Annotated in this window: 16 protein-coding genes; 6 read left to right on the top strand and 10 right to left on the bottom strand. The window is 67.0% G+C overall.

Annotation, left to right across the window (positions count from 1 at the left end; translation table 11 throughout):
* The first annotated feature begins 76 nt into the window (after positions 1-76).
* From C0R46_RS14300 to C0R46_RS14270, 6 genes are all read left to right on the top strand, one after another.
* A complete protein-coding gene (locus C0R46_RS14300) occupies positions 77-997 on the top strand; it encodes a universal stress protein (RefSeq protein WP_102960325.1) in 921 nt (306 codons plus the stop codon).
* Positions 998-1,455: 458 nt separating this feature from the next.
* On the top strand, positions 1,456-2,007 hold the full coding sequence (locus C0R46_RS14290) for an Hsp20/alpha crystallin family protein (protein ID WP_102960323.1): 552 nt from the start codon (positions 1,456-1,458) through the stop codon (positions 2,005-2,007).
* A 574-nt stretch (positions 2,008-2,581) separates the two neighbouring features.
* Complete coding sequence (locus C0R46_RS14285) at positions 2,582-2,932, top strand: ArsR/SmtB family transcription factor (RefSeq protein WP_102960322.1); 351 nt, start codon at positions 2,582-2,584, stop codon at positions 2,930-2,932.
* Positions 2,929-3,342: an arsenate reductase (glutaredoxin) gene (gene arsC, locus C0R46_RS14280; protein WP_102960321.1), complete on the top strand. Its 414-nt coding sequence runs from the start codon at positions 2,929-2,931 to the stop codon at positions 3,340-3,342. The genes C0R46_RS14285 and arsC overlap by 4 nt, the downstream gene beginning before the upstream one ends.
* Positions 3,339-4,064, top strand: coding sequence for an arsenical resistance protein ArsH (gene arsH / locus C0R46_RS14275; RefSeq protein WP_102960320.1), 726 nt, complete (start codon positions 3,339-3,341; stop codon positions 4,062-4,064). The genes arsC and arsH overlap by 4 nt, the downstream gene beginning before the upstream one ends.
* 34 nt (positions 4,065-4,098) lie before the next feature.
* Entirely contained in the window at positions 4,099-5,403 is a 1,305-nt protein-coding gene (locus C0R46_RS14270) for an arsenic transporter (protein ID WP_102960319.1), read from the top strand.
* 209 nt (positions 5,404-5,612) lie between these two features.
* Here the strand turns inward: C0R46_RS14270 and C0R46_RS14265 are convergent, their stop codons facing one another.
* The 10 genes from C0R46_RS14265 to C0R46_RS14220 form a co-directional block, all read right to left on the bottom strand.
* Entirely contained in the window at positions 5,613-6,782 is a 1,170-nt protein-coding gene (locus tag C0R46_RS14265) for a Gfo/Idh/MocA family protein (RefSeq protein WP_102960318.1), read from the bottom strand.
* Between the two features lie 110 nt (positions 6,783-6,892).
* A complete protein-coding gene (locus C0R46_RS14260) occupies positions 6,893-8,524 on the bottom strand; it encodes a GMC family oxidoreductase (RefSeq protein ID WP_102960317.1) in 1,632 nt (543 codons plus the stop codon).
* A gap of 94 nt (positions 8,525-8,618) precedes the next feature.
* Complete coding sequence (locus tag C0R46_RS14255; RefSeq protein WP_114348399.1) at positions 8,619-10,142, bottom strand: FAD-dependent oxidoreductase; 1,524 nt, start codon at positions 10,140-10,142, stop codon at positions 8,619-8,621.
* Positions 10,139-11,242 carry an ABC transporter ATP-binding protein gene (locus C0R46_RS14250; RefSeq protein ID WP_102960316.1) on the bottom strand — a complete coding sequence of 368 codons (1,104 nt, stop codon included), beginning with the start codon at positions 11,240-11,242 and terminating at the stop codon, positions 10,139-10,141. Before C0R46_RS14250 ends, C0R46_RS14255 begins: the two co-directional genes overlap by 4 nt.
* Positions 11,243-11,247: 5 nt before the next feature.
* The gene (locus C0R46_RS14245) at positions 11,248-12,144 is read right to left on the bottom strand and encodes a carbohydrate ABC transporter permease (RefSeq protein WP_102960315.1); all 897 of its coding nucleotides are present in this window, start codon (positions 12,142-12,144) and stop codon (positions 11,248-11,250) included.
* Positions 12,141-13,061, bottom strand: a complete 921-nt coding sequence (locus C0R46_RS14240; RefSeq protein WP_102960432.1) for a carbohydrate ABC transporter permease — start codon at positions 13,059-13,061, stop codon at positions 12,141-12,143. The genes C0R46_RS14245 and C0R46_RS14240 overlap by 4 nt, the downstream gene beginning before the upstream one ends.
* A gap of 97 nt (positions 13,062-13,158) precedes the next feature.
* On the bottom strand, positions 13,159-14,424 hold the full coding sequence (locus C0R46_RS14235; RefSeq protein ID WP_102960314.1) for an ABC transporter substrate-binding protein: 1,266 nt from the start codon (positions 14,422-14,424) through the stop codon (positions 13,159-13,161).
* Positions 14,425-14,464: 40 nt separating this feature from the next.
* Positions 14,465-15,985, bottom strand: a complete 1,521-nt coding sequence (locus C0R46_RS14230) for an aldehyde dehydrogenase family protein (RefSeq protein WP_102960313.1) — start codon at positions 15,983-15,985, stop codon at positions 14,465-14,467.
* A gap of 19 nt (positions 15,986-16,004) precedes the next feature.
* The gene (locus C0R46_RS14225) at positions 16,005-16,781 is read right to left on the bottom strand and encodes an enoyl-CoA hydratase/isomerase family protein (protein WP_102960431.1); all 777 of its coding nucleotides are present in this window, start codon (positions 16,779-16,781) and stop codon (positions 16,005-16,007) included.
* Positions 16,782-16,794: 13 nt separating this feature from the next.
* On the bottom strand, positions 16,795-18,411 hold the full coding sequence (locus C0R46_RS14220) for an acyl CoA:acetate/3-ketoacid CoA transferase (RefSeq protein WP_102960430.1): 1,617 nt from the start codon (positions 18,409-18,411) through the stop codon (positions 16,795-16,797).
* Between the last annotated feature and the right edge of the window lie 415 nt (positions 18,412-18,826).

Genomic DNA, 18,826 nt, shown 5'->3' with positions numbered 1-18,826 from the left:
ACTGGCGTCAAATTGGCCGTCCGGCCTTCGGCGCATCGTCGCCTTCGTTCAGACAAGAACAAGGGAGACGACAGCCATGAGCAATCTTCGCCAGATCAGCCCCGAGGCCGCGACCGTCCTTCAGCAGGATGAGCAGCCCCAGGATCTGATCGCCGCTCCGCGCATCCCGGGCATTGCCGATATCGCAGTCCATGTCGACGGCAGTGCACGTGACGAGGACAAGATCAGATATGCCGAGGCCCTCGCGGTTGCGGCCGGAGCCCACCTGTCGATCTTCTTCGGCAACGAGATCATCTCCTCGCCTCTGACCAGCCCTGGCAGCGAATGGGTCATTGCCGAGGTGTGGAAGCAGGCCGCCGTCGTCGGCAACGAGATCGAGGAGCGCTTGAAGCAACGGCTGGCGCTCGTCGAGCCGACCACGGATCTGCGGCGCAACGATGCAATTCTGTCCGAACTGATCCTGGCGGCGGCAAGATCGGCAAGGGTCTGCGACCTGTTCGTCTGCGGCCGCCCCTATGGAACCGAGCGTCACTGGCCCGAGATCGTGGAGGCCGTCCTCTTCGACGAGAGCGCGCCGGTCCTGATCGTGCCGCCCAGCTTTCAGGATCACACGCCGCCTGCGACGGTGGTGGTCGGCTGGCGCGACACGGCCGAATGCGCCCACGCCATCACGGCGGCCCTGCCTTTCCTGAAGGCGGCCGAACACGTGCATCTCGCCAGCATCGCCGACAGCAGCACCTCGGACGAGGAGCAGCATCGCGAACCTATGGCGGACATGGCGCGGCATCTCGCGCGCCACGGCGTCGAAGTCGAGATTCGCCACCTGCCTCACTGGGACCGTCCCGGAGAAGGCCTGATCAACGAGGCCAAGCTTCTGGGTGCGGATCTCATCGTGGCCGGAGCATACGGCCATACGCGGTTCCGGGAGTGGATCCTCGGCGGAGCGACCCGCGAGCTCCTCACCGATTCTCCGGTGCCTCTTCTCCTCTGCCACTGACGGGGGTGCCGATCATGCAACGCAGCGGCATCCTCTACAGAGTCGAACCCAGGGGCGATGGCTGGACCGTGTCCTTCTGCGGGCAGTCCTACGGCTGCTTCGAGCGGAGGATCGATGCGCTTCGCTCCGCCGCACGCGACGCCCGCCGCGTCCACGCACTGGGATATGACGTCGTCATCGAAGTGACCCGGCCGTATCGGACCGCCGGCAGGATCGGCAATGCGCTGAAGCGTCTCGGCTGGTCGGAACCAGTGCATGGAATCCGTATGCCGGAGCACGGTCCGGGCTTGCCCGGACCGTGAGGGTTCCTGTCCGCGTGGTGCGCGCTTCGGCCGCGTGCCGCTGTGGACACCCGAGTTCCCGGATGAACGGAGGCAAGGACGGCATGCGCTTCAGTGCCATGCCGGCTACCGAGTCCGGGACTTTCGCCAACTGATCCACTCAACAGGAGAATGAAAATGGCTGATGCCGCCACCCAACTGCCCGTCACGAAATCGCAGGTCGATGCGCCGTCCGCCCCGCCGGCGACGACCGGCAACGACTGGATCTCGTTCCGCACGCTGCGCGACGAGATGGACAAGGTGTTCGACATGTTCGGCTTTGGTCGGTCACGTTTGTCGCTGCCCAAGTCGATCCTCGACATCGACTTGAACGCTCCTGCGCGCTCCATCTTTGCCGGCACTCCCGCGGCCGATATCCGCGAGAAGGATGCCGAATACGAGATCACCGCGGAATTGCCCGGGCTCGATGTCAAGGATGTGGAGGTGAGGCTCAGCGACGGTGTGCTGACGCTGAAGGGCGAGAAGAAGGAGGAGAAGGACGAGAGCCGGGCCGACTACCATCTGTCGGAGCGCCGATACGGCTCCTTCGTACGCTCCTTCGTGGTTCCGCGCAGCGTCGACGTCGATCGGATCGAAGCCAGCTTCTCGAACGGCGTGCTCAAGCTGCGTCTGCCGAAGAGCGAGCAGGCGCTGGCGCAGGAGAAGACGATCGAGATCAAGGCGGCCTGACGTGCCTGACGAGGAGACGGCGCAGTCATCCTGCGCCGTCCGATCTGTAGAGACCTCTCCAGTCTGTGACGCAAGCAGGCCCGGCAGCGGCTGCTGTCGAGGCCGAGCCGGGATGCCCTCCCGCGGCGCGACCGCTCTCCTATCGTCGACGCCTCGATGCCTGTCCTCGACCGAGAAGCCGTGATGTTGATCGACGGATTGGCTTTCTCCCCGGAGCATGCAGCGCTCGTCTGCGCCTGTTCCGGCCCCGTGCTCGCCAAGCGGCTCGATCGAGCCCGTGGACAGCTCGCACGCATGATGCAGCCTGAGCGATCGGCGGGTCATGCGCTCGAATTCGGCTTCGTTGGCTGGCGAAACGGTGCAGCCTTAGGAGCAGCAGCCTTAGCGCATTGAAGGCCGACCCGCTCGCCTTCGTCTGCTGGATCCACGTGGCCGAGGCCGGCACGATGGCCCTGGAGCCTAGACTTCGGCCCGTCCTGCCAAGTCGACAGAAGAGTGCCTGGATCGCGCGAAATCCGGGTCGAGGAGCCGATCACCCCTTGAACATTACAATTATGCTTGGAATATTGGAGGGATGAACGACGCCTTAGCCGTTGCCGCCCTGTCTGCTCTCGCCCAGGCCGACCGCCTCGCGGCCTTCCGGATGCTGGTCCGCGCCGGTCCGAGTGGGATGCCGTCGGGGGAGATTGCCGAGGCGCTGCGAATCCCCCCAACGCGGATGAGCTTCCACCTCGCGACGCTGGAGCGCGCCAGGCTTCTACGCTCGTGGCGTGACGGCCGCCGCATCCTGTACGCGGCGAGCTATGACGACATGCGCCAGCTCCTCGCCTTTCTGACGGAGGACTGCTGTTCAGGGAACCCGGAGATCTGCGGGGACCTCGGCAACGCCTTCGCCGCCACCTGCACCCCGGAGAGCTGCTCATGACCGTTACGATCTACCACAACCCCGCCTGCGGCACGTCGCGCAACACGCTGGAGATGATCCGCCAGTCCGGCGAGGAGCCGGAGATCATCGAGTACCTCAAAAACCCGCCGAGCCGGGAGGTTCTGTCGGAGCTGCTCGAGATGATGGGTCTGCGGCCGCGCGATGTCCTGCGCGAGAAGGGCACCCCCTACGCCGAACTCGGCCTGGACGATCCCCAACTCTCCGACGAGGAGCTGCTCGACGCGATGATGGCGCACCCGATCCTGATCGAGCGTCCCATCGTCGTGACGGACAAAGGCGCCGCTCTTTGCCGCCCGTCCGAGACGGTGCTGCCGCTTCTTGATCATCCCGTTGCCACCTTCACCAAGGAGGACGGCGAGGTGGTCGCCGCGCCCGGCGCGTCGGCATGACCGATCCCGTCCCTTTCGACCTGCCCAGCGTCGCCCTTGAGCAGCTTCGGCCGGTCGACGTGGACGCGCTCGCCGGACCGGGCGCCCCGACGCACCCGCCGCGCATCCTCATCCTCTACGGCTCGATCCGCGAACGGTCCTATTCCCGCCTCCTGTCCGAGGAGGCGGGTCGCCTCCTGCGCTGGTTCGGCTGCGAGGTGCGCAGCTTCGACCCCCGGGGCCTGCCGCTCCCCGACGGGGCGGAGCCCGACCATCCGAAGGTCAAAGAGCTTCGTGAGCTCGCCGACTGGTCCGAGGGCATGGTCTGGGTCAGCCCGGAACGCCACGGCGCCATGACCGGGATCATGAAGGCGCAGATCGACTGGATACCGCTTGCGCTGGGCGCCCGGCGCCCGACCCAGGGCAAGACGCTCGCCATCATGGAGGTGTCCGGCGGCTCGCAGTCCTTCAACGCCGTGAACCAGATGCGCGTGCTCGGCCGCTGGATGCGCATGGTGACGATCCCGAACCAGTCGTCGGTGCCGAAGGCGTTCCTCGAGTTCGACGAGACAGTACGAATGAAGCCCTCCGCCTACTACAGCCGCGTCGTCGACGTCTGCGAGGAACTGGTGAAGTTCACCCATCTCGTACGCGGCCGCTCCGCTTACCTGACGGACCGCTACTCGGAGCGCGTGGAAAGCGCAGAGGCGCTGTCGACCCGCGTGAACCAGCGCGCCCTCTGATCCTCCCGCCTGTCCTCCGGCCACGGACCCAGCCATGCTCGCCCTCGCGATCTTCGTCGCCACCCTCGTCCTCGTCATCTGGCAGCCCCGAGGCCTCGGCATCGGCTGGTCGGCACTGCTTGGCGCTGCCGTCGCGCTGGCGACCGGCGTCGTCGGCTGGGGCGACATCGGGACGGTCTGGGGCATCGTCTGGGACGCGACCTTCACCTTCGTTGCGCTGATCGTCATTTCGCTCGTCCTCGACGAGGCCGGGTTCTTCGCCTGGGCCGCGCTCCACGTCGCGCGCTGGGGCGGGGGCAATGGGCGGCGGCTGTTTCCGCTCGTCGTCCTGCTCGGCGCAGCCATCGCCGCCGTCTTCGCCAATGACGGCGCGGCGCTGCTCCTCACCCCGATCGTGCTCGCCATCCTCCTGCGCCTCGACTTCCCGGCGCCCAGCGCGCTTGCCTTCGTCGTCGCCTGCGGGTTCGTCGCCGACACGACCAGCCTGCCGCTCGTGGTGTCGAACCTCGTGAACATCGTCACCGCGAACTTCTTCGACGTCTCCTTCGGCCGCTACGCCGCCGTCATGGTTCCCGTGAACCTCGTTTCACTGGCGGCGACGCTCCTCGTCCTGTGGCTATGGTTTCGCCGCGACGTGCCCGCCAGCTACCGGGTCGACGAACTGGAGGAGCCGCGCCATGCCGTCCGCGACATGGCCGTGTTCCGGACCGCGTTCCCGCTCCTCGGGCTTCTGCTCGTCGCCTATTTCGTGACGGGACCGCTGGGCGTGCCGATCGCCTTCGTGACCGGCGCCGCCGCCTTGATCCTGATGGCGGTCGCCGGGCGCTGGTTCTCCGGCGGACGGGGAGCCGTGGTGGACTTGGTCAGGGTCTTGCGCGGCGCGCCTTGGCAGATCGTGCTCTTCTCGATCGGCATGTACCTCGTCGTCTACGGCCTCGGCAACGCCGGGCTGACCGACATCGCGGCTGGCGTCCTGCGCTGGCTTGGCCAGCAAGGCACGTTGATTGCCACCGTCGGCACGGGCTTCGTCGTGGCCGTGCTCGCCTCCGTCATGAACAACATGCCCGCTACGCTCGTCGGGGCGCTCGCCATCGACCGGGCCGATGTAGCGCCCCTAACCCGCGAGTTGATGGTCTACGCCAATGTCGTCGGGAACGACCTCGGGCCGAAGCTCACGCCGATCGGTTCGCTCGCGACCCTGCTTTGGCTCCACGTCCTCGCGGGCAAAGGGCAGCGGATCACCTGGGGAGCCTATATGCGGGTCGGCCTCGTCCTGACCCCGCCCGTGCTGCTGGCGACGCTCGTCGCCCTCTGGGTGTGGCTGCCGCTTGTGTCCTGACGTCCGCTCTACCCGAAGTCGCGCGACAACGAACCTGGGGCTCTCCATCCTCGGCAGTCATCTTCACGTGTCTCTCGTCCACCTGGCCATAGGGTCCGCCATCGTCGAACTGGAGGCGGTTGGCGTCAGGATCCCGGAGAGCGCAGGCAGCCGGATGAGCGGCCCCGCACCTGGAGCCTCCCTGCGCCCTCGCCATGCCGCAAACAGCCTCAAGCCTTGGGGATGTCCACCCAACGTCCGAGGCGCGAGGACTCCATGCAGGCGTCGACGATCTGGCAGATGTGGTGACCTGTCTCGAAGGTCGGCCACATCGGCGTGTTGGTCGCGACGGAGCGGACCACCTCGGCGACTTCGATGATCTTCGTCTCGTTGTAGCCGAGGGCGAAGTTCGGCAGCGGCAGGAAGGCGCGGTAGTTCGAGTTCTCGGGGCCGACATCGATCTCCCGGAATCCGCGGCGGCCAGCGCCGTCCCCGTTCGTGTAGAAGCGCAGGCGGTTCACCTCGTCGTAGTCGAAGACAAGGCTGCCCTTGGTGCCGTAGACCTCGTAAGTCTGCATGAACTTGCGCCCAGTCGCGACCCGGCTGAAATCGACGATGCCCCGTGCCCCGTTCTCGAAGCGGCAGAGAAGGTTTGTGCCGTCCGGGTTCGTGACGTCGGCCAAGGCCTCGTCCCCCGTCAGCCCGACCTGCTCGCCAATGGTGAGGCCCTTCACCATGGGTCGCCGCGGCGTCGCGACGAAGTTGTCGGCGATCACCGAGCTGACGCGGCCGACCAGGAACTCCATGAAGCTGAAGACATGCGAGCCTGTGTCGCCGACGATGCCCGTCGGCGCGAGCGTCCCGTCGGCCCGCCACATGAACGGTGCGGCGGGATCCGCGAAGACGTCGATGTGCTGGCAACCCTTGAACAGCTTGATCTCGCCGATCTCGCCGGCTTCGATGATTTCCTTGGCGCGGTCATGGACGGGGTTGCGCGGGAAGGCGTGTCCGACGCGCGTCACGGTGCCCTTCTCGCGCGCGATGGCTGCGAGCTCTCGCGCTTCCGCCGCCGTGTCCGCCAGCGGCTTCTCGCAGAAGACATGCTTGCCGGCCAGAAGGGCCGCCTTGGCAACTTCGTAGTGCAGGTTGTCGGGCAGGCAGATGTCGACGAGGTCGACCTCGGGGTCATTCACCGCCTGCCTCCAGTCCTGAACGACCCGTGCGCCCGGAACCTTTCGCTCGAGTTCCCCGGCGGCTCCCGGGTTCCTGTCCACGAGCACCGCGACGCGTGCCGTCGCACCGCCCGTTCCGAAGAAATGCGCGAAGGTCAGGTAGGCCATAGTGTGCACCTTGCCCATCCAGCCGGAGGCACCGATCACCGCGACTCTGACTTCCTTCATGTCGGCACTCCTTCTCTGTTTGTTGAAGCCGCAGGCCGTCTGTCTTCACGGCCCCGATCTCCCGGCGGCGAGGCGACATCCGCCTCGCCGAGACCAGCTCCTGCCTGTCCTCACGCCGTCGCAGCCTGGCGTCGATTGCCCGAGAACACCGCCGGCGGAAGCGGGTGCATCCCGCGGATGAGGTCGGCCCCCTTCTCCCCGACCATGACCGTCGGCGCGTTGGTGTTCGAGGACGGCACGAAGGGCATGACCGAGGCATCGCAGACCCGCAGGCCTTCGATACCGCGGACCTTCAGGTCAGGGCCGACCACGGCCATGGCGTCGTGGCCCATCTTGCAGGTCCCGACGGGATGGTGATCCGTCTTGGCGTTAGCACAGCCATATTCGAATAGGTCCGCGTCGCTCGTCGCCTTCGGGCCGGGCAGGACCTCACGCTGGACGAAGGGCTTCAACGCGTTTGCCGAGAGGATCTCGCGGGCGATCCTCAGGCCCTTGATCGACATCTCCCGGTCGTAGGCGTCGGCCCAGTAGTTCGGGTCGATCAGCGGGGCCGCGGCGGGATCGGCGGAGCCGAGCCGCACGGTGCCGCGCGAGCGCGGCCGCAGGAAGGCGGAATTCAGGGTGACGCCGGCGTTGCCGAGCCTCTCGACGCCCTTCTCGATGCCGGAGCCGAGACCGAGGTGGAACTGGATGTCGGGATACTCGGCCGTCGGATCGGCGTACCAGAAGCCGCCGGTTTCGAAGAGGCTGGAGGCCACGGGGCCCTTGCGGGTGAGGATGTACTGGAGCCCCGCGATCACCGTGCGGTGCGGCTTGGCGACGCCGTCATAGGTGTGATCGCCCGTGCACTCGGCGATCACGAAGAGGTCGAGATGATCCTGGAGATTCGAGCCGACGCCCGGCAGGTCATGGACCGTCTCGACGCCCACAGCGCGCAGGTGATCGGCCGGGCCGATGCCAGACTGCATCAGGATCTTCGGCGAGCCGATCGCGCCGGAGGACAGAACGATCTCACGCTCCGCGCGCAGCGTTTCCGCCCCGGTCTCGCCCCGGATCTCCACACCGGCGGCGCGGCCCCTTTCCACCAGGATTCGCGATACGCGAACGCCCGTGCGGACGACCAGATTCGAGCGCTTCTCGGCGGGCCTCAGATAGGCGACGGCGGCGGAGGAGCGGCGCGCGTTGCGCTGGGTGAGCTGATAATAGCCCACTCCCTCCTGTACCGCGCCGTTGAAGTCAGGGTTGAAGGGGATGCCGCGTTCTTGGCCGGCCTTGAAGTAGCCCTCGCAGATCGGGAGCGGTGCGATCGGGTTCGACACGCCAAGGGGGCCGCCCTGGCCGTGATAATCGTTGGCGAAGCGCTGGTTGTCCTCGGCCCGCATGAAGTATGGCAGGACGTCCCGGTAACCCCAACCCTCGCAGCCGGCCTCGACCCAGCGGTCGTAGTCGCCAGGATTGCCCCGGGTGTAGATCTGGGCGTTGATCGACGAGCCGCCGCCGATGATCTTCGCCTGGGTGTACCAGAGTACCCGATCCTTCATGTGCTTCTGCGGCACCGTCGACCAGCCCCACGAGCCGATGCCCTTGGTCATCTTGGCGAAACCTGCCGGCATGTGGATGAACGGGTGGCGGTCGCGCCCTCCCGCCTCGAGGAGCAGCACCGAGACGCTCGGATCCTCGCTGAGGCGGTTGGCGAGGACACAACCGGCGGCGCCTCCGCCGACGATGATGTAGTCGGTCATGGACGGGTATCCGATGTAAGATGCGGGAGGCAGCAAGACCCCGCCCGGCCTCGCGCGCCGGGCCGGCTTCCTGCGGCGGCGGCCGTACCGCTGCTCATGCCGCGAGTTCCCTGGAGGCGATGTGGTCGCCGACCCGCAGCGCCTGCGCGGCAATGGTCAAGGCGGGGTTGACGGCAGCAGACGTCGGAAGGAACGACGCGTCGACGACGAAGAGGTTCGGGTGGTCGAATGCCCGGCAGAAGGTATCGAGCGGGGCGGTCGCGGGATCCAGCCCCATGCGAACTGTGCCGCACTGGTGCGACGGAGTCTTGCGGTCGAAGGTCCGGTGGAAAACCATCGGATATCCGATCGACCGCAGCACGTCCCGCATCTTGGCGACGAGTTTCTCATGCGCGCGCATGTTGCTTCGCCGCCAGTTCAGCACGATGCCGCCGTCCTTGACGGTCACGCGGCTTTCCGGATCCGGCAGGTCCTCGCTCATCAGGTACCAGTCGGTCGAGCGCTTCGCCATCCAGTCGAGTGCGACGAGCGGCGCCAGCGCAATATTGGCCTTCAGTATGTGCCCGTCGATCTTGCCGAGGAGCTGGACGTTGCCGAGCGGCTTTCCGCCGCTGCCGTCGGACAGGTAGAAGTCGTTGAGGCCGATCGTCTTCTGGTAGACGAGCCCGTGCGGTCGCCTCGGGTCGAAGGCGATCATGGCCGTCGCGTTGTGGTTCATGAAGTTGCGGCCGACCTGGTCCGAGCGGTTCGCCAGCCCTGCCGGATGGCGTCCGTCCGCCGAGCGGAGGAGCAAGGCGGCGGAGTTGATCGCCCCGGCCGACAGGACGACGAGGTTTGGCCTCAGGGTTTCGCTGGTGCCGTCCCTTTCGAAGTGCACCGCCTCGATCCGACCACCGTCCGGCGCCGTCTCCAGCCGCTCGACCTTGGCGCCTGTCACGAGGGTGACATTCGGATGCGTCAGCGCGAATGCAAGAGCCGCGGTCTCGGCGTCCATCTTGCCGCCCGCGCTGTTCGGGAATGCGTCCCAGGGCGTTGCTCCGCCCTTTAACCAGGCCGCAAGATCCACTCCCAGCGGCAGGGAGAACGGGTGGAGGCCCTTTTCTTCCAGACGCTTGCGCACGTCCGCGATGGCCGGCTCGTCGGGAACGGGCGGATGGGCATAGGGGCTCGAATGGGGCGGCTCGGTCGGGTCCTGCCCGGCGGAGCCCCTGACGCCGTAGAGCACCTCGGCCTTCCCGTACCACGGCTCCAACTCGGCATAGGTGATGGGCCAGGCCGGCGAGACGCCGTCCTCGTGCTGCAGCTCGTCGAAATCCTCCTCCCGATAACGGGTGAGGACGGCGCCGAAGAATTTCGAGTTTCCACCGACATAGTAGTAGTTGCCGGGGTTGAACGATTGGCCGTCTCCGTCGAGCCACGACTCCTTGGGGCGAAAGAAGCCGTCGCGGAAGATCGCCCGCGAGCTCCGGTCGTTCTTGCCCGGCATCATGCGCTCGCCGCGCTCCAGGATCACGATGCAGGCACCCGTCGGTGCGAGGGCGGCCGCCATTGTTGCCCCGCCGATACCGGAGCCGATGATCACGACATCGGGGCGGTCAGAGCTTGCTGCGGCAGTCACGCGATCCGCTCCTCGCTCTCCGGGTCGAAGTAGACGATCTTGCTCGTGTGGACGGCAAGGCGCGACACCTCGCCGGCGCGAACCGGATAGTCAGCCGAGCAACGACCGATCGCCTGGCGACCGCCGAGTTCGCTGATCGCGTAGACGTCGGCGCCGGTCGGCTCCACCACGTCGATGCGGAAATCGGACACGACGACCGACGGGTCGCCGCCATTGTCGGTGCGCGGATCTGTGATTGCTTCGGGCCGGATGCCGACGATGATCTCGCGCCCCGCATAGCCGGCCAGGATGCGGTTCGCCCTCACCGGCAGGCGCAGCGGGTCGGACGCACGCGCGACGGTGACGGCCCGGCCGTCGCCATCGACCTTTCCCTTCACGAGATTCATCGAAGGCGAGCCCATGAACTCGGCCACGAAGAGGTTCGCGGGGTTATCGTAGATCTCGGCCGGCGTTCCGAACTGCTGCAGGACGCCGCCCTTGAGAACCGCTATCTTGGTGGCCAGCGTCATCGCCTCGATCTGGTCGTGGGTGACGTAGACGACCGTCGTCTTCAGCCGCTCGTGCAGGCGCTTGATCTCGGTGCGCATATCGACGCGCAGCTTGGCGTCGAGGTTGGAAAGGGGCTCGTCAAACAGGAAGACCTGCGGATTGCGGGTCAGGGCCCGCCCCATGGCGACGCGCTGGCGCTGGCCGCCCGAGAGCTGGCTGGGCTTGCGGTCGAGGAGATGGCCGATCTGCAGGATGTCGGCGACGCGCTTCACGGCCGCCTCGCGCTCGGCCTTCGGCACTTTCCGCATCTCGAGGCCGAAGGCGATGTTCTGGGCCACCGTCATCGTCGGGTAGAGCGCGTAGGACTGGAACACCATAGCGATGTCGCGGTCGGCGGGCTTCAGCCCGGAGACGTCTTGGCCCGCAATCCGGATTTCGCCGCTCGTGATCGGCTCGAGCCCGGCGATGGTGTTGAGCAGGGTCGACTTCCCACAGCCGGACGGGCCGACGAGCACAAGGAAGCCGCCCTTCTCGATCGAAAGGCTGATGTCATCGAGCACGGAGAGCGAGCCGTAGGACTTCTTGAGGTGAACGATGTCGAGGGAGCCCATGACGTTCAGCCTTTCACGGCGCCGGCCATCAGCCCGCGCACGAAATAACGGCCGGCGACGACGTAGACGATGAGGGTCGGGAGGGCGGCGAGGATCGCGCCGGCGAAGTGGACGTTGTACTCGCGCACGCCCGTTGAGGAGTTGACGAGGTTGTTGAGCGCGACGGTGATCGGCTGCGAGGCCGGGCTCGCGAAGGAGGCCCCGAACAGGAAGTCGTTCCAGACATTGGTGAACTGCCAGATGACCGTGACGACGATGATGGGTCCCGAGGACGGCAGCAGGATGCGGGTGAAGATCTGCCAGAAACCTGCACCGTCCATCTGCGCGGCCCGGATCAGCTCGTTGGGAAATGCCTCGTAGTAGTTGCGGAAGAACAGCGTCGTGAAGCCGAGACCATAGACGACGTGGACGAGGATCAGGCCCGGCGTCGTGCCGGCGAGGCCGAGCAGGCCAAGCACGCGTGCCATCGGGATGAGGACGATCTGGAACGGGATGAAGCAGGAGAAGAGCATCAGCCCGAAGACGATGCGGTGGCCGGGAAAGCGCCACTTGGTGAGAACGTAGCCATTGAGGGCGCCGAGCATGGTCGCGATGGCGACGGCCGGGACGACCATCTTGATCGAGTTCCAGAGATAGGGCGCGAGCCCCGTCGCCTGGATGCCGATCTGCGCCTGGTCCCAGGCCGAGACCCAGGGGGCGGCCGTCCACTCCCGTGGCAAGGCCAGCATGTTGCCCTGCTGGATCTCCGCAAGCGGCTTCAGCGAGTTCACCACCATCACGAAAAGCGGCAGGAGGTAGTAGGCCGCGAACAGGAGCAGCAGGACGTAGAGGACGGCACGGGTCGCGATCGAGCCGCTGGCCCTTCGGGGCCGACCGTCGCTGGTAAGCGTCATCTCGGTCATGGCCGCCCCTCCCCGGCGATCTCGCTGTAGATGTACGGGACGATCACGGCCGAGATCATCATCAGCATGATCACCGCCGAAGAGGCGCCGATGCCCATCTGACTGCGGGTAAAGGTGTAGGAATACATGAAGGTGGAGGGCATCTCGGTCGCCCGGCCCGGCCCGCCATTGGTCATCGCCACCACGAGGTCGTAGGACTTGATGGCGAGGTGCGCGAGCACCACGAAGGCCGAGAGGAAGACGGGCTTGAGCTGCGGGATGACGATGCGGCGATAGGTCTGGAAGGCCGAGGCCCCGTCGATCTGCGCCGCCTTGATCATCTCCCCGTCGATGCCGCGGAGCCCGGCCAGGAACATCGCCATGATGAAGCCGGAGCTCTGCCAGACCGCGGCGATGACGATCGTGTAGATCGCCATCTCGCTGTCCTTGATCCAGGTGAAGGAGAAGCTCTCCCAGCCGAGGGCATGCATGGTCTGGGCGATGCCGATCCCGGGATCCAGCATCCATTTCCAGGCCGTTCCGGTCACGATGAACGAGATCGCCATCGGGTAGAGGAAGATCGGCCGGAGCAGTCCCTCGATCCGGATCTTCTGGTCGATGAGGATCGCCAGGAGGAGCCCGACGGCGCAGCAGATCGCGATATAGAGTGATCCGAAGATCGCCAGGTTCTTCAGGGCCAGCGTCCAGTTCGGCAGCTGGAACAGGCGCACGTAGTTCGAGAAGCCGATGAAGTCGTAGACGGGCAGCAGCCGGGAACTCGTCGCCGACAGGTAGATCGAGAACAGGATGAACCCGTAGACGAAGACGATGACGGCCGCGAAGCTCGGCGCCAGCACGATCTGCGGCAGGGCGTCGCCGACACGCCGTCGTCGGGCGACCGGGCGGTCCGTGGTCAGGGGTGCCGTCGCGAGTGTCATGACGCATTCCTCCCAGATGCGGTGGAGCCGCTCCGGCGCGCGCGGAGCGAAGTGGACGGCGCCGGCGATTGGCCATGCGCCGTCCATGTGGGGGGCGCTACTGCGCGCCGGCGACGGCGGTGACGAGTTCCGTCGTCGCCTGGTCGGGCGTGTACTCGCCGTTGAAGGCCGCGGTGACGACATCGTACATCGCGTTCTTGACCGCGGCGCGGGCGGCGTGGCCGTGTGCCAGCGAGCCGAGCAGTGTGCCCTTCTCCGCGGCCTCCTTCACGTCCGCGACAGCTTTTTGGCCGCAGGCGTCAAGCGAGGACGTGTCGACGTCGGTGCGCGTCGGCGCCGAGCCCTTGATCTTGTTGAAGGCGACCTGGAAGGCGGGCTCCTCGATCGCCGCGGCCAGCTTCGTCTGGGCGTCCTGGGCGTTGTCGCCCACCTTGAACATGGCGAACTGGTCGGTGTTGAAGGTGACGGTGCCCTGCGTGCCCGGGAAGCGGTAGCAGAGGAAGTCCTTGCCGGGCTCCTTGCCGGCGTTCAGGAACTCGCCCTTCGCCCAGTCCCCCATGATCTGCATGCCGGCCTCGCCGTTGATCACCATGGCGGAGGCAAGATTCCAGTCGCGGCCCGAGAAGTTGTCGTCCACGTAGGTACGCAACTTCGCCATACGCTCGAACACCGTCTTCATGGTGTCGGAGCCGAGCGCCTCCGGGTCGAGGTCGATCAGGGCCTTCTGATAGAACTCCGGACCACCCGTGGTCATCACCACGCTGTCGAAGATGGTGGCGTCCTGCCAGGGCTGGCCGCCATGGGCGAGCGCCGTCTTGCCCGACGCCTTGATCTTGTCGAGCGCGGCGACGAGCTCGTCCCAGTCCTTGGGTTCGGACAGGCCGAGCTCGTCGAACATCGCCTTGTTCACCCAGATCCAGTTGGTGGAGTGGATGTTGACCGGCGCGGCGACCCACTGATCCTGGTACTTGGAGAACTTCTGGATCGCCTGCGGAATCGTCGCGTCCCAGTTGCCCTTGGCGGCGATGTCGTTGAGGTTGGCGAGAACCCCCTGCTCGGCCCAGTCCTGGATGTCGAAGCCGAGCATCTGGGACGCGGTCGGCGGATCGCCCGCCGTGACGCGCGAACGCAGGACCGTCATGGCGCCCTCGCCGCCGCCGCCGGCGACCGGTACGTCCGTCCAGGTGACGCCCTCGGCCTGCATCTTGTCCTTCAGCGTCGCGAGCGCCTTGGCCTCGCCGCCGGAGGTCCACCAGTGCAGGACCTGAACCTCCTCCTTGGCCTGCGCCATGGCGCCGCCGGCCAAGGCAAGAGAGGCGGCCGAGGCCATCAAGGCCGCGGCGAACACATTGGCGAACTTCATCGTAAGTCTCCTCCCAAAGACCGGAACCGCCCGGCCAGCGTCAGATTGCGTCGACCACCCAAGGCTTGGGGCGACCGCCGGAATGCAGGTGAAGGGTCTTCTCCTCCGTGTAGTCTTCGACGGCGTGGATCCCGAGTTCGCGTCCAAGGCCCGACTGCTTGAAGCCGCCGAAGGGCAGTTCGCTCGCGCCGTCCATGAAGGTGTTGATCCAGACCGTGCCGGCACGCATGGCGCGGGCCACCATGTGGCAGGTGTCGAAGTCGCGGCTCCAGACGCCGGCAGACAAGCCGTAGTCCGTGCCGTTGGCGATCGCGATCGCCTCCTCCGCCGTGTTGAAGGTGAGCACCGACAGGACCGGACCGAAGATCTCCTCCCTGGCCACGGCCATGTCGGGCGTGACGCCGGTCACGATCGTCGGCGCGATGAAGCGGCCGCTGTCGGCCTGCATCGCCTCGCCGCCGACCGCGAAGGAGGCGCCCGCCCGCTTTGCACTTTCCAGAAAGCCGCCGATCTTGCCGGCGTGGTCGTCCGAGATCAGCGCCCCGACGATGGTCGCTTCGTCCATCGGATCGCCGACGCGCACGCGTCCGGTCCGCGCCCGGACCCGCTCCACCAGTTCGTCGGCGATCGAGGCATGCACGATGAGGCGGCTGCCGGCGTTGCAGCACTCCCCCGCATTGAAGAAGGCCCCGAAGACGATCGCATCGGTTGCCGCATCGAGGTCGGCATCCGGAAACACGATCTGCGCGTTCTTGCCGCCAAGCTCCATCGAGACCTTCTTGAGCGTCTGCGCCGCAACGGCCATCAGTGACTTGCCGACCTTCGTCGATCCGGTGAAGGAGACCATGTCGACGTCCGCGCTCTCCACCGTCGGCGCGCCGACGGCCGAGCCCTCTCCGGTCACGATGTTGACGACGCCCGCCGGAAGCCCCGCCTCGATCAGGATTTCACCCAGAAGGAGGGCGGAGGCCGAGGTCATCTCGCTCGGCTTCACCACGGTGGTGCAGCCGGCGGCCAGCGCGAAGGGAAGCTTCTGCGACAGGATCAGGAAGGGGAAGTTCCACGGCGTGATGATCGAGACGACCCCGATCGGGTCGCGCACGACGATGCCGAGCTTCCCCTCGCCGATCGTGGAGAAGGACTGCCCGTGCAGGGTACGGGCGAGCGATGCGGCGAAGCGCCAGATGTCGACCGCCCCGGCGATCTCGCCGCGGACCTGGGCGATCGGCTTTCCCGCCTCGATAGCGTCGAGGCGCGCGAATTCCTCCAGTCGCATCTCGATCTTGGCGGCGACATCCAGGAGGAGCTTGGCGCGCGCGGCGCCGGTCATCTTCGGCCACGGCCCCTTGTCGAACGCCTTGCGGGCCGCCGCCGCGGCCGCGAGCGCGTCCGCGCGATCGCCGCATTGGTAGGTACTCACGACGACGCCATGCGCGGGCGAGACCCGGTCGATCGTCCGACCGGACATCGAGTCGACCCACTTGCCGTCGATGAGGAGACGGTATGCGGCGGGGCCCGACTGCGCCTCGGCGATGGGCGCGATGCTGATATGGGCGTTCATGCTCGTTCCTCGATCCGGCTCAGGCGCCCGTGAAGGCGGGCGGGCGCTTCGCGCGGAAGCTCTCGACGCCCTCGGCGCAGTCGGCAGTGGTGGCTATGAAGGCGCTCGCGAGCGCCTCGGCGGCGCCCGCCGTCTCCTCGCCTTCGGCGATCGAGAGCAGGGCCTTGGCGACGCGGGTGGCGGCAGGGCTGCGCGCAGCAATGCGCTCGGCCCATTGCGTGGCGGCGACGGCTCCAGAGCCGGTGTCGACCACCCGGTCGACCAGCCCGGCGGCGAGCGCCTCGTCCGCGGTCAGGACGTCGCCGCCAATCGCCATACGCCGGACAATCTGCGCACCGAAGCGCCGGACCGCGCGCTGCGTGCCCGACCATCCCGGCACAACCCCGATCGAGGTCTCCGGAAGGCCGACCTTGATGTGGCGCTCCGCCACGCGGAAGTCGGCGCAGGCCGCAAATTCGAGGCCACCCCCGAGTGCGTGCCCGTCGAGCACCGCAATCGTGGGAAGGCGCGACCGCGCCAGCCGGTCGAAGACGCGGTGTCCGCGCCGAACCCAGTCCTCCGCGAAGGCGGCGGGCGTCATGCCTGACCACGCGGTGATGTCGCCCCCGGCGCAGAAGCCGCGCCCCTCCCCAAGGATCAGCATGGCCGCCAGCGCGGCTTCGGCGTCGATGGCGTCCAGCGCCGCGTCGAGCGCGGCGAGCATGTCGAGGTCCAGCGCGTTCAGCTTGGCAGGCCGCGCCAGCACCAGGCGTGCGACGTGGCCATCGGCCTCGACGCGAACGCCGTGTCCCTCGATACCGAAGAGGCGGTCAAGCGGCACGGGCCTGCTCCTCGGGCACCTGGCGCGCCTTTGCCGGATGCAGGCGCAGCCCCATCGGCCCGTCGAGGTACAGCGCGGCGTCCGAGACCCGGAGGTCCGACGCGACCCGCAGAGGGAAGTCGGCGTGGGCGAGCACGTCGCGCTCGAGGTCGATGCCCGGCGCGATCTCCGTCACCTCGATGCCAGCCGCCGTCAGGCGCATGACGCATCGCTCGGTGACGTAGAGGATGTCACGCCCCGCAGCGACGGCGCGGGGGCCGGAGAAGGAGACGTGCTCGACGCTCCGGACGAGCTTGTTGACCTTGCCTTCCTTCTCGATCCGCACCTTGCCGGCATCGAGGCCAACCTTGGCGCCTGCCTTGAAGAGGCCCGAGAAGACGATGCGCTTGGCATGCGAGGTGATGTCGACGAAGCCGCCTGCGCCGGCCGTCACGTGCGGCCGAGCGGACAGGCGCGATACGTTGACCGAGCCGTCCTGCCCGATCTCCAGGAAGGACAGGAGCGAGGCGTCGAAGCCGCCGGCCTGAAAGTAGGTGAAGAGATGCGGCGAGGGCATGATGGCCTCGGCGTTCGACGAGCAGCCAAAGGCGAAGTCGAGCAGCGGAACCCCTCCGACGGCGCCCTGCTCGATCACCCAGGTCACGGCCCCGTGCAGCCCCTCCTCAAGGAGGATACGCGGGACGTTGGCGGAGATGCCGAAGCCGAGATTGACGGCCGAGCCGTCTGCGAGTTCCTGCGCCACCCGACGGGCGATCGCCTTGTGGATGCCGAACTCCGCCAGCCCAAAATGCGACAGCGGGTGGAAGACCTCGCCGGAGATCGCCGGATCATAGTCGGTCTGGGTCGTCTGCATCTGGTCGGGCGCCACCACGACGTGGTCGACGAGGATGCCGGGCACGCGCACGTCCTGGGGCGACTGCGTGCCTGACTTCACCTCGCGCTTGACCTGCGCGATGACGATGCCGCCGTTGTTGTGGGCCGCCATTGCCTGCTCGAGTGCCCCGAGGAAGGCGCCCTCGTGCTCGAAGGTGAGGTTGCCGCGCTCGTCGGCGCTGGTCGCGCGGATGATCGCGACGTTGGGCCGGATGGCGGGGAAGAACAGCCACTCCTCGCCGGCGAAGGTCTCGACGCGCACCACCGGCTCGCCCTTGTTGTCATTCATCGCGCAGCCGAACTGGCGCGGGTCGACGAAGGTCTCGAGACCGACCTTGGTGAGGACGCCTGGACGCCCGGCGGCTGCCTCGCGATGCATGTCGAACAGGATCCCAGACGGGATGTTGTAGGCCTCGACGGCGTTCTCGCCGATCATCCGCCAGATCGCCGGCGGCTCGCTGGTCGAGGGACCGGAGGGGTAGGAGCCGCAGATCGTGCGCTTCAGCAGGCCGGGCTTAGCCAAGTGGTCGATGCCGCGGATGCCGTACATGTCGCCGGCGGCGATCGGATGCAGCGTGGTCAGGACGCGGGGATGCCCTGACGCCTCGAACCTCTCGCCGATGGCAGCCAGGACCGCATCCGGGCATCCGAGGCCGGACGACGACGACACCGTGACGACCGCACCGTCCTCGATAAGGCTTGCCGCCGCTTCCGCGGTGATGCGCTTGCTCATCGTTTCACCCATCGCGTTGCATGCTGTCGTTCAGGTCCTGCCGAGAGCCCGCGGCACCCGGCGATTGCCAGGAGCCTGGGCGCAGCGCGGTATCGGGTCGCCCGACACCACGCTGAGCTCCCCTCTTATTTGGAACGTTCCAACATAGCCCTGACTGCTTGTCAACTGGCGGTGGCGCTAGACCGGCCGCTGAATCGCCCTGAAATCTCTAGGGCCGCCGTCGTTCGCAGACTCGAGTACATGACGGCGGCGCGGAAACCGGGCATCATTGAGAAGGTGTCGTCACATCCCCGCTTTCGTCCCGAACCTTGGAGGACGGAGCGACCTCGAGAGGTCTCGCCGCTCCGTAGGACTGGGTAGGACCACCGGAAATACGCAAGCGGTCCGGTCATGCCGGCTGTCGTGAATTCCGCGT

It is taken from the genome of Mangrovicella endophytica, from assembly GCF_002893625.1.
GTDB classification, from domain to species: Bacteria; Pseudomonadota; Alphaproteobacteria; order Rhizobiales; family Rhizobiaceae; genus Mangrovicella; species Mangrovicella endophytica.
This window is presented reverse-complemented; position numbering and strand designations above follow the sequence as displayed.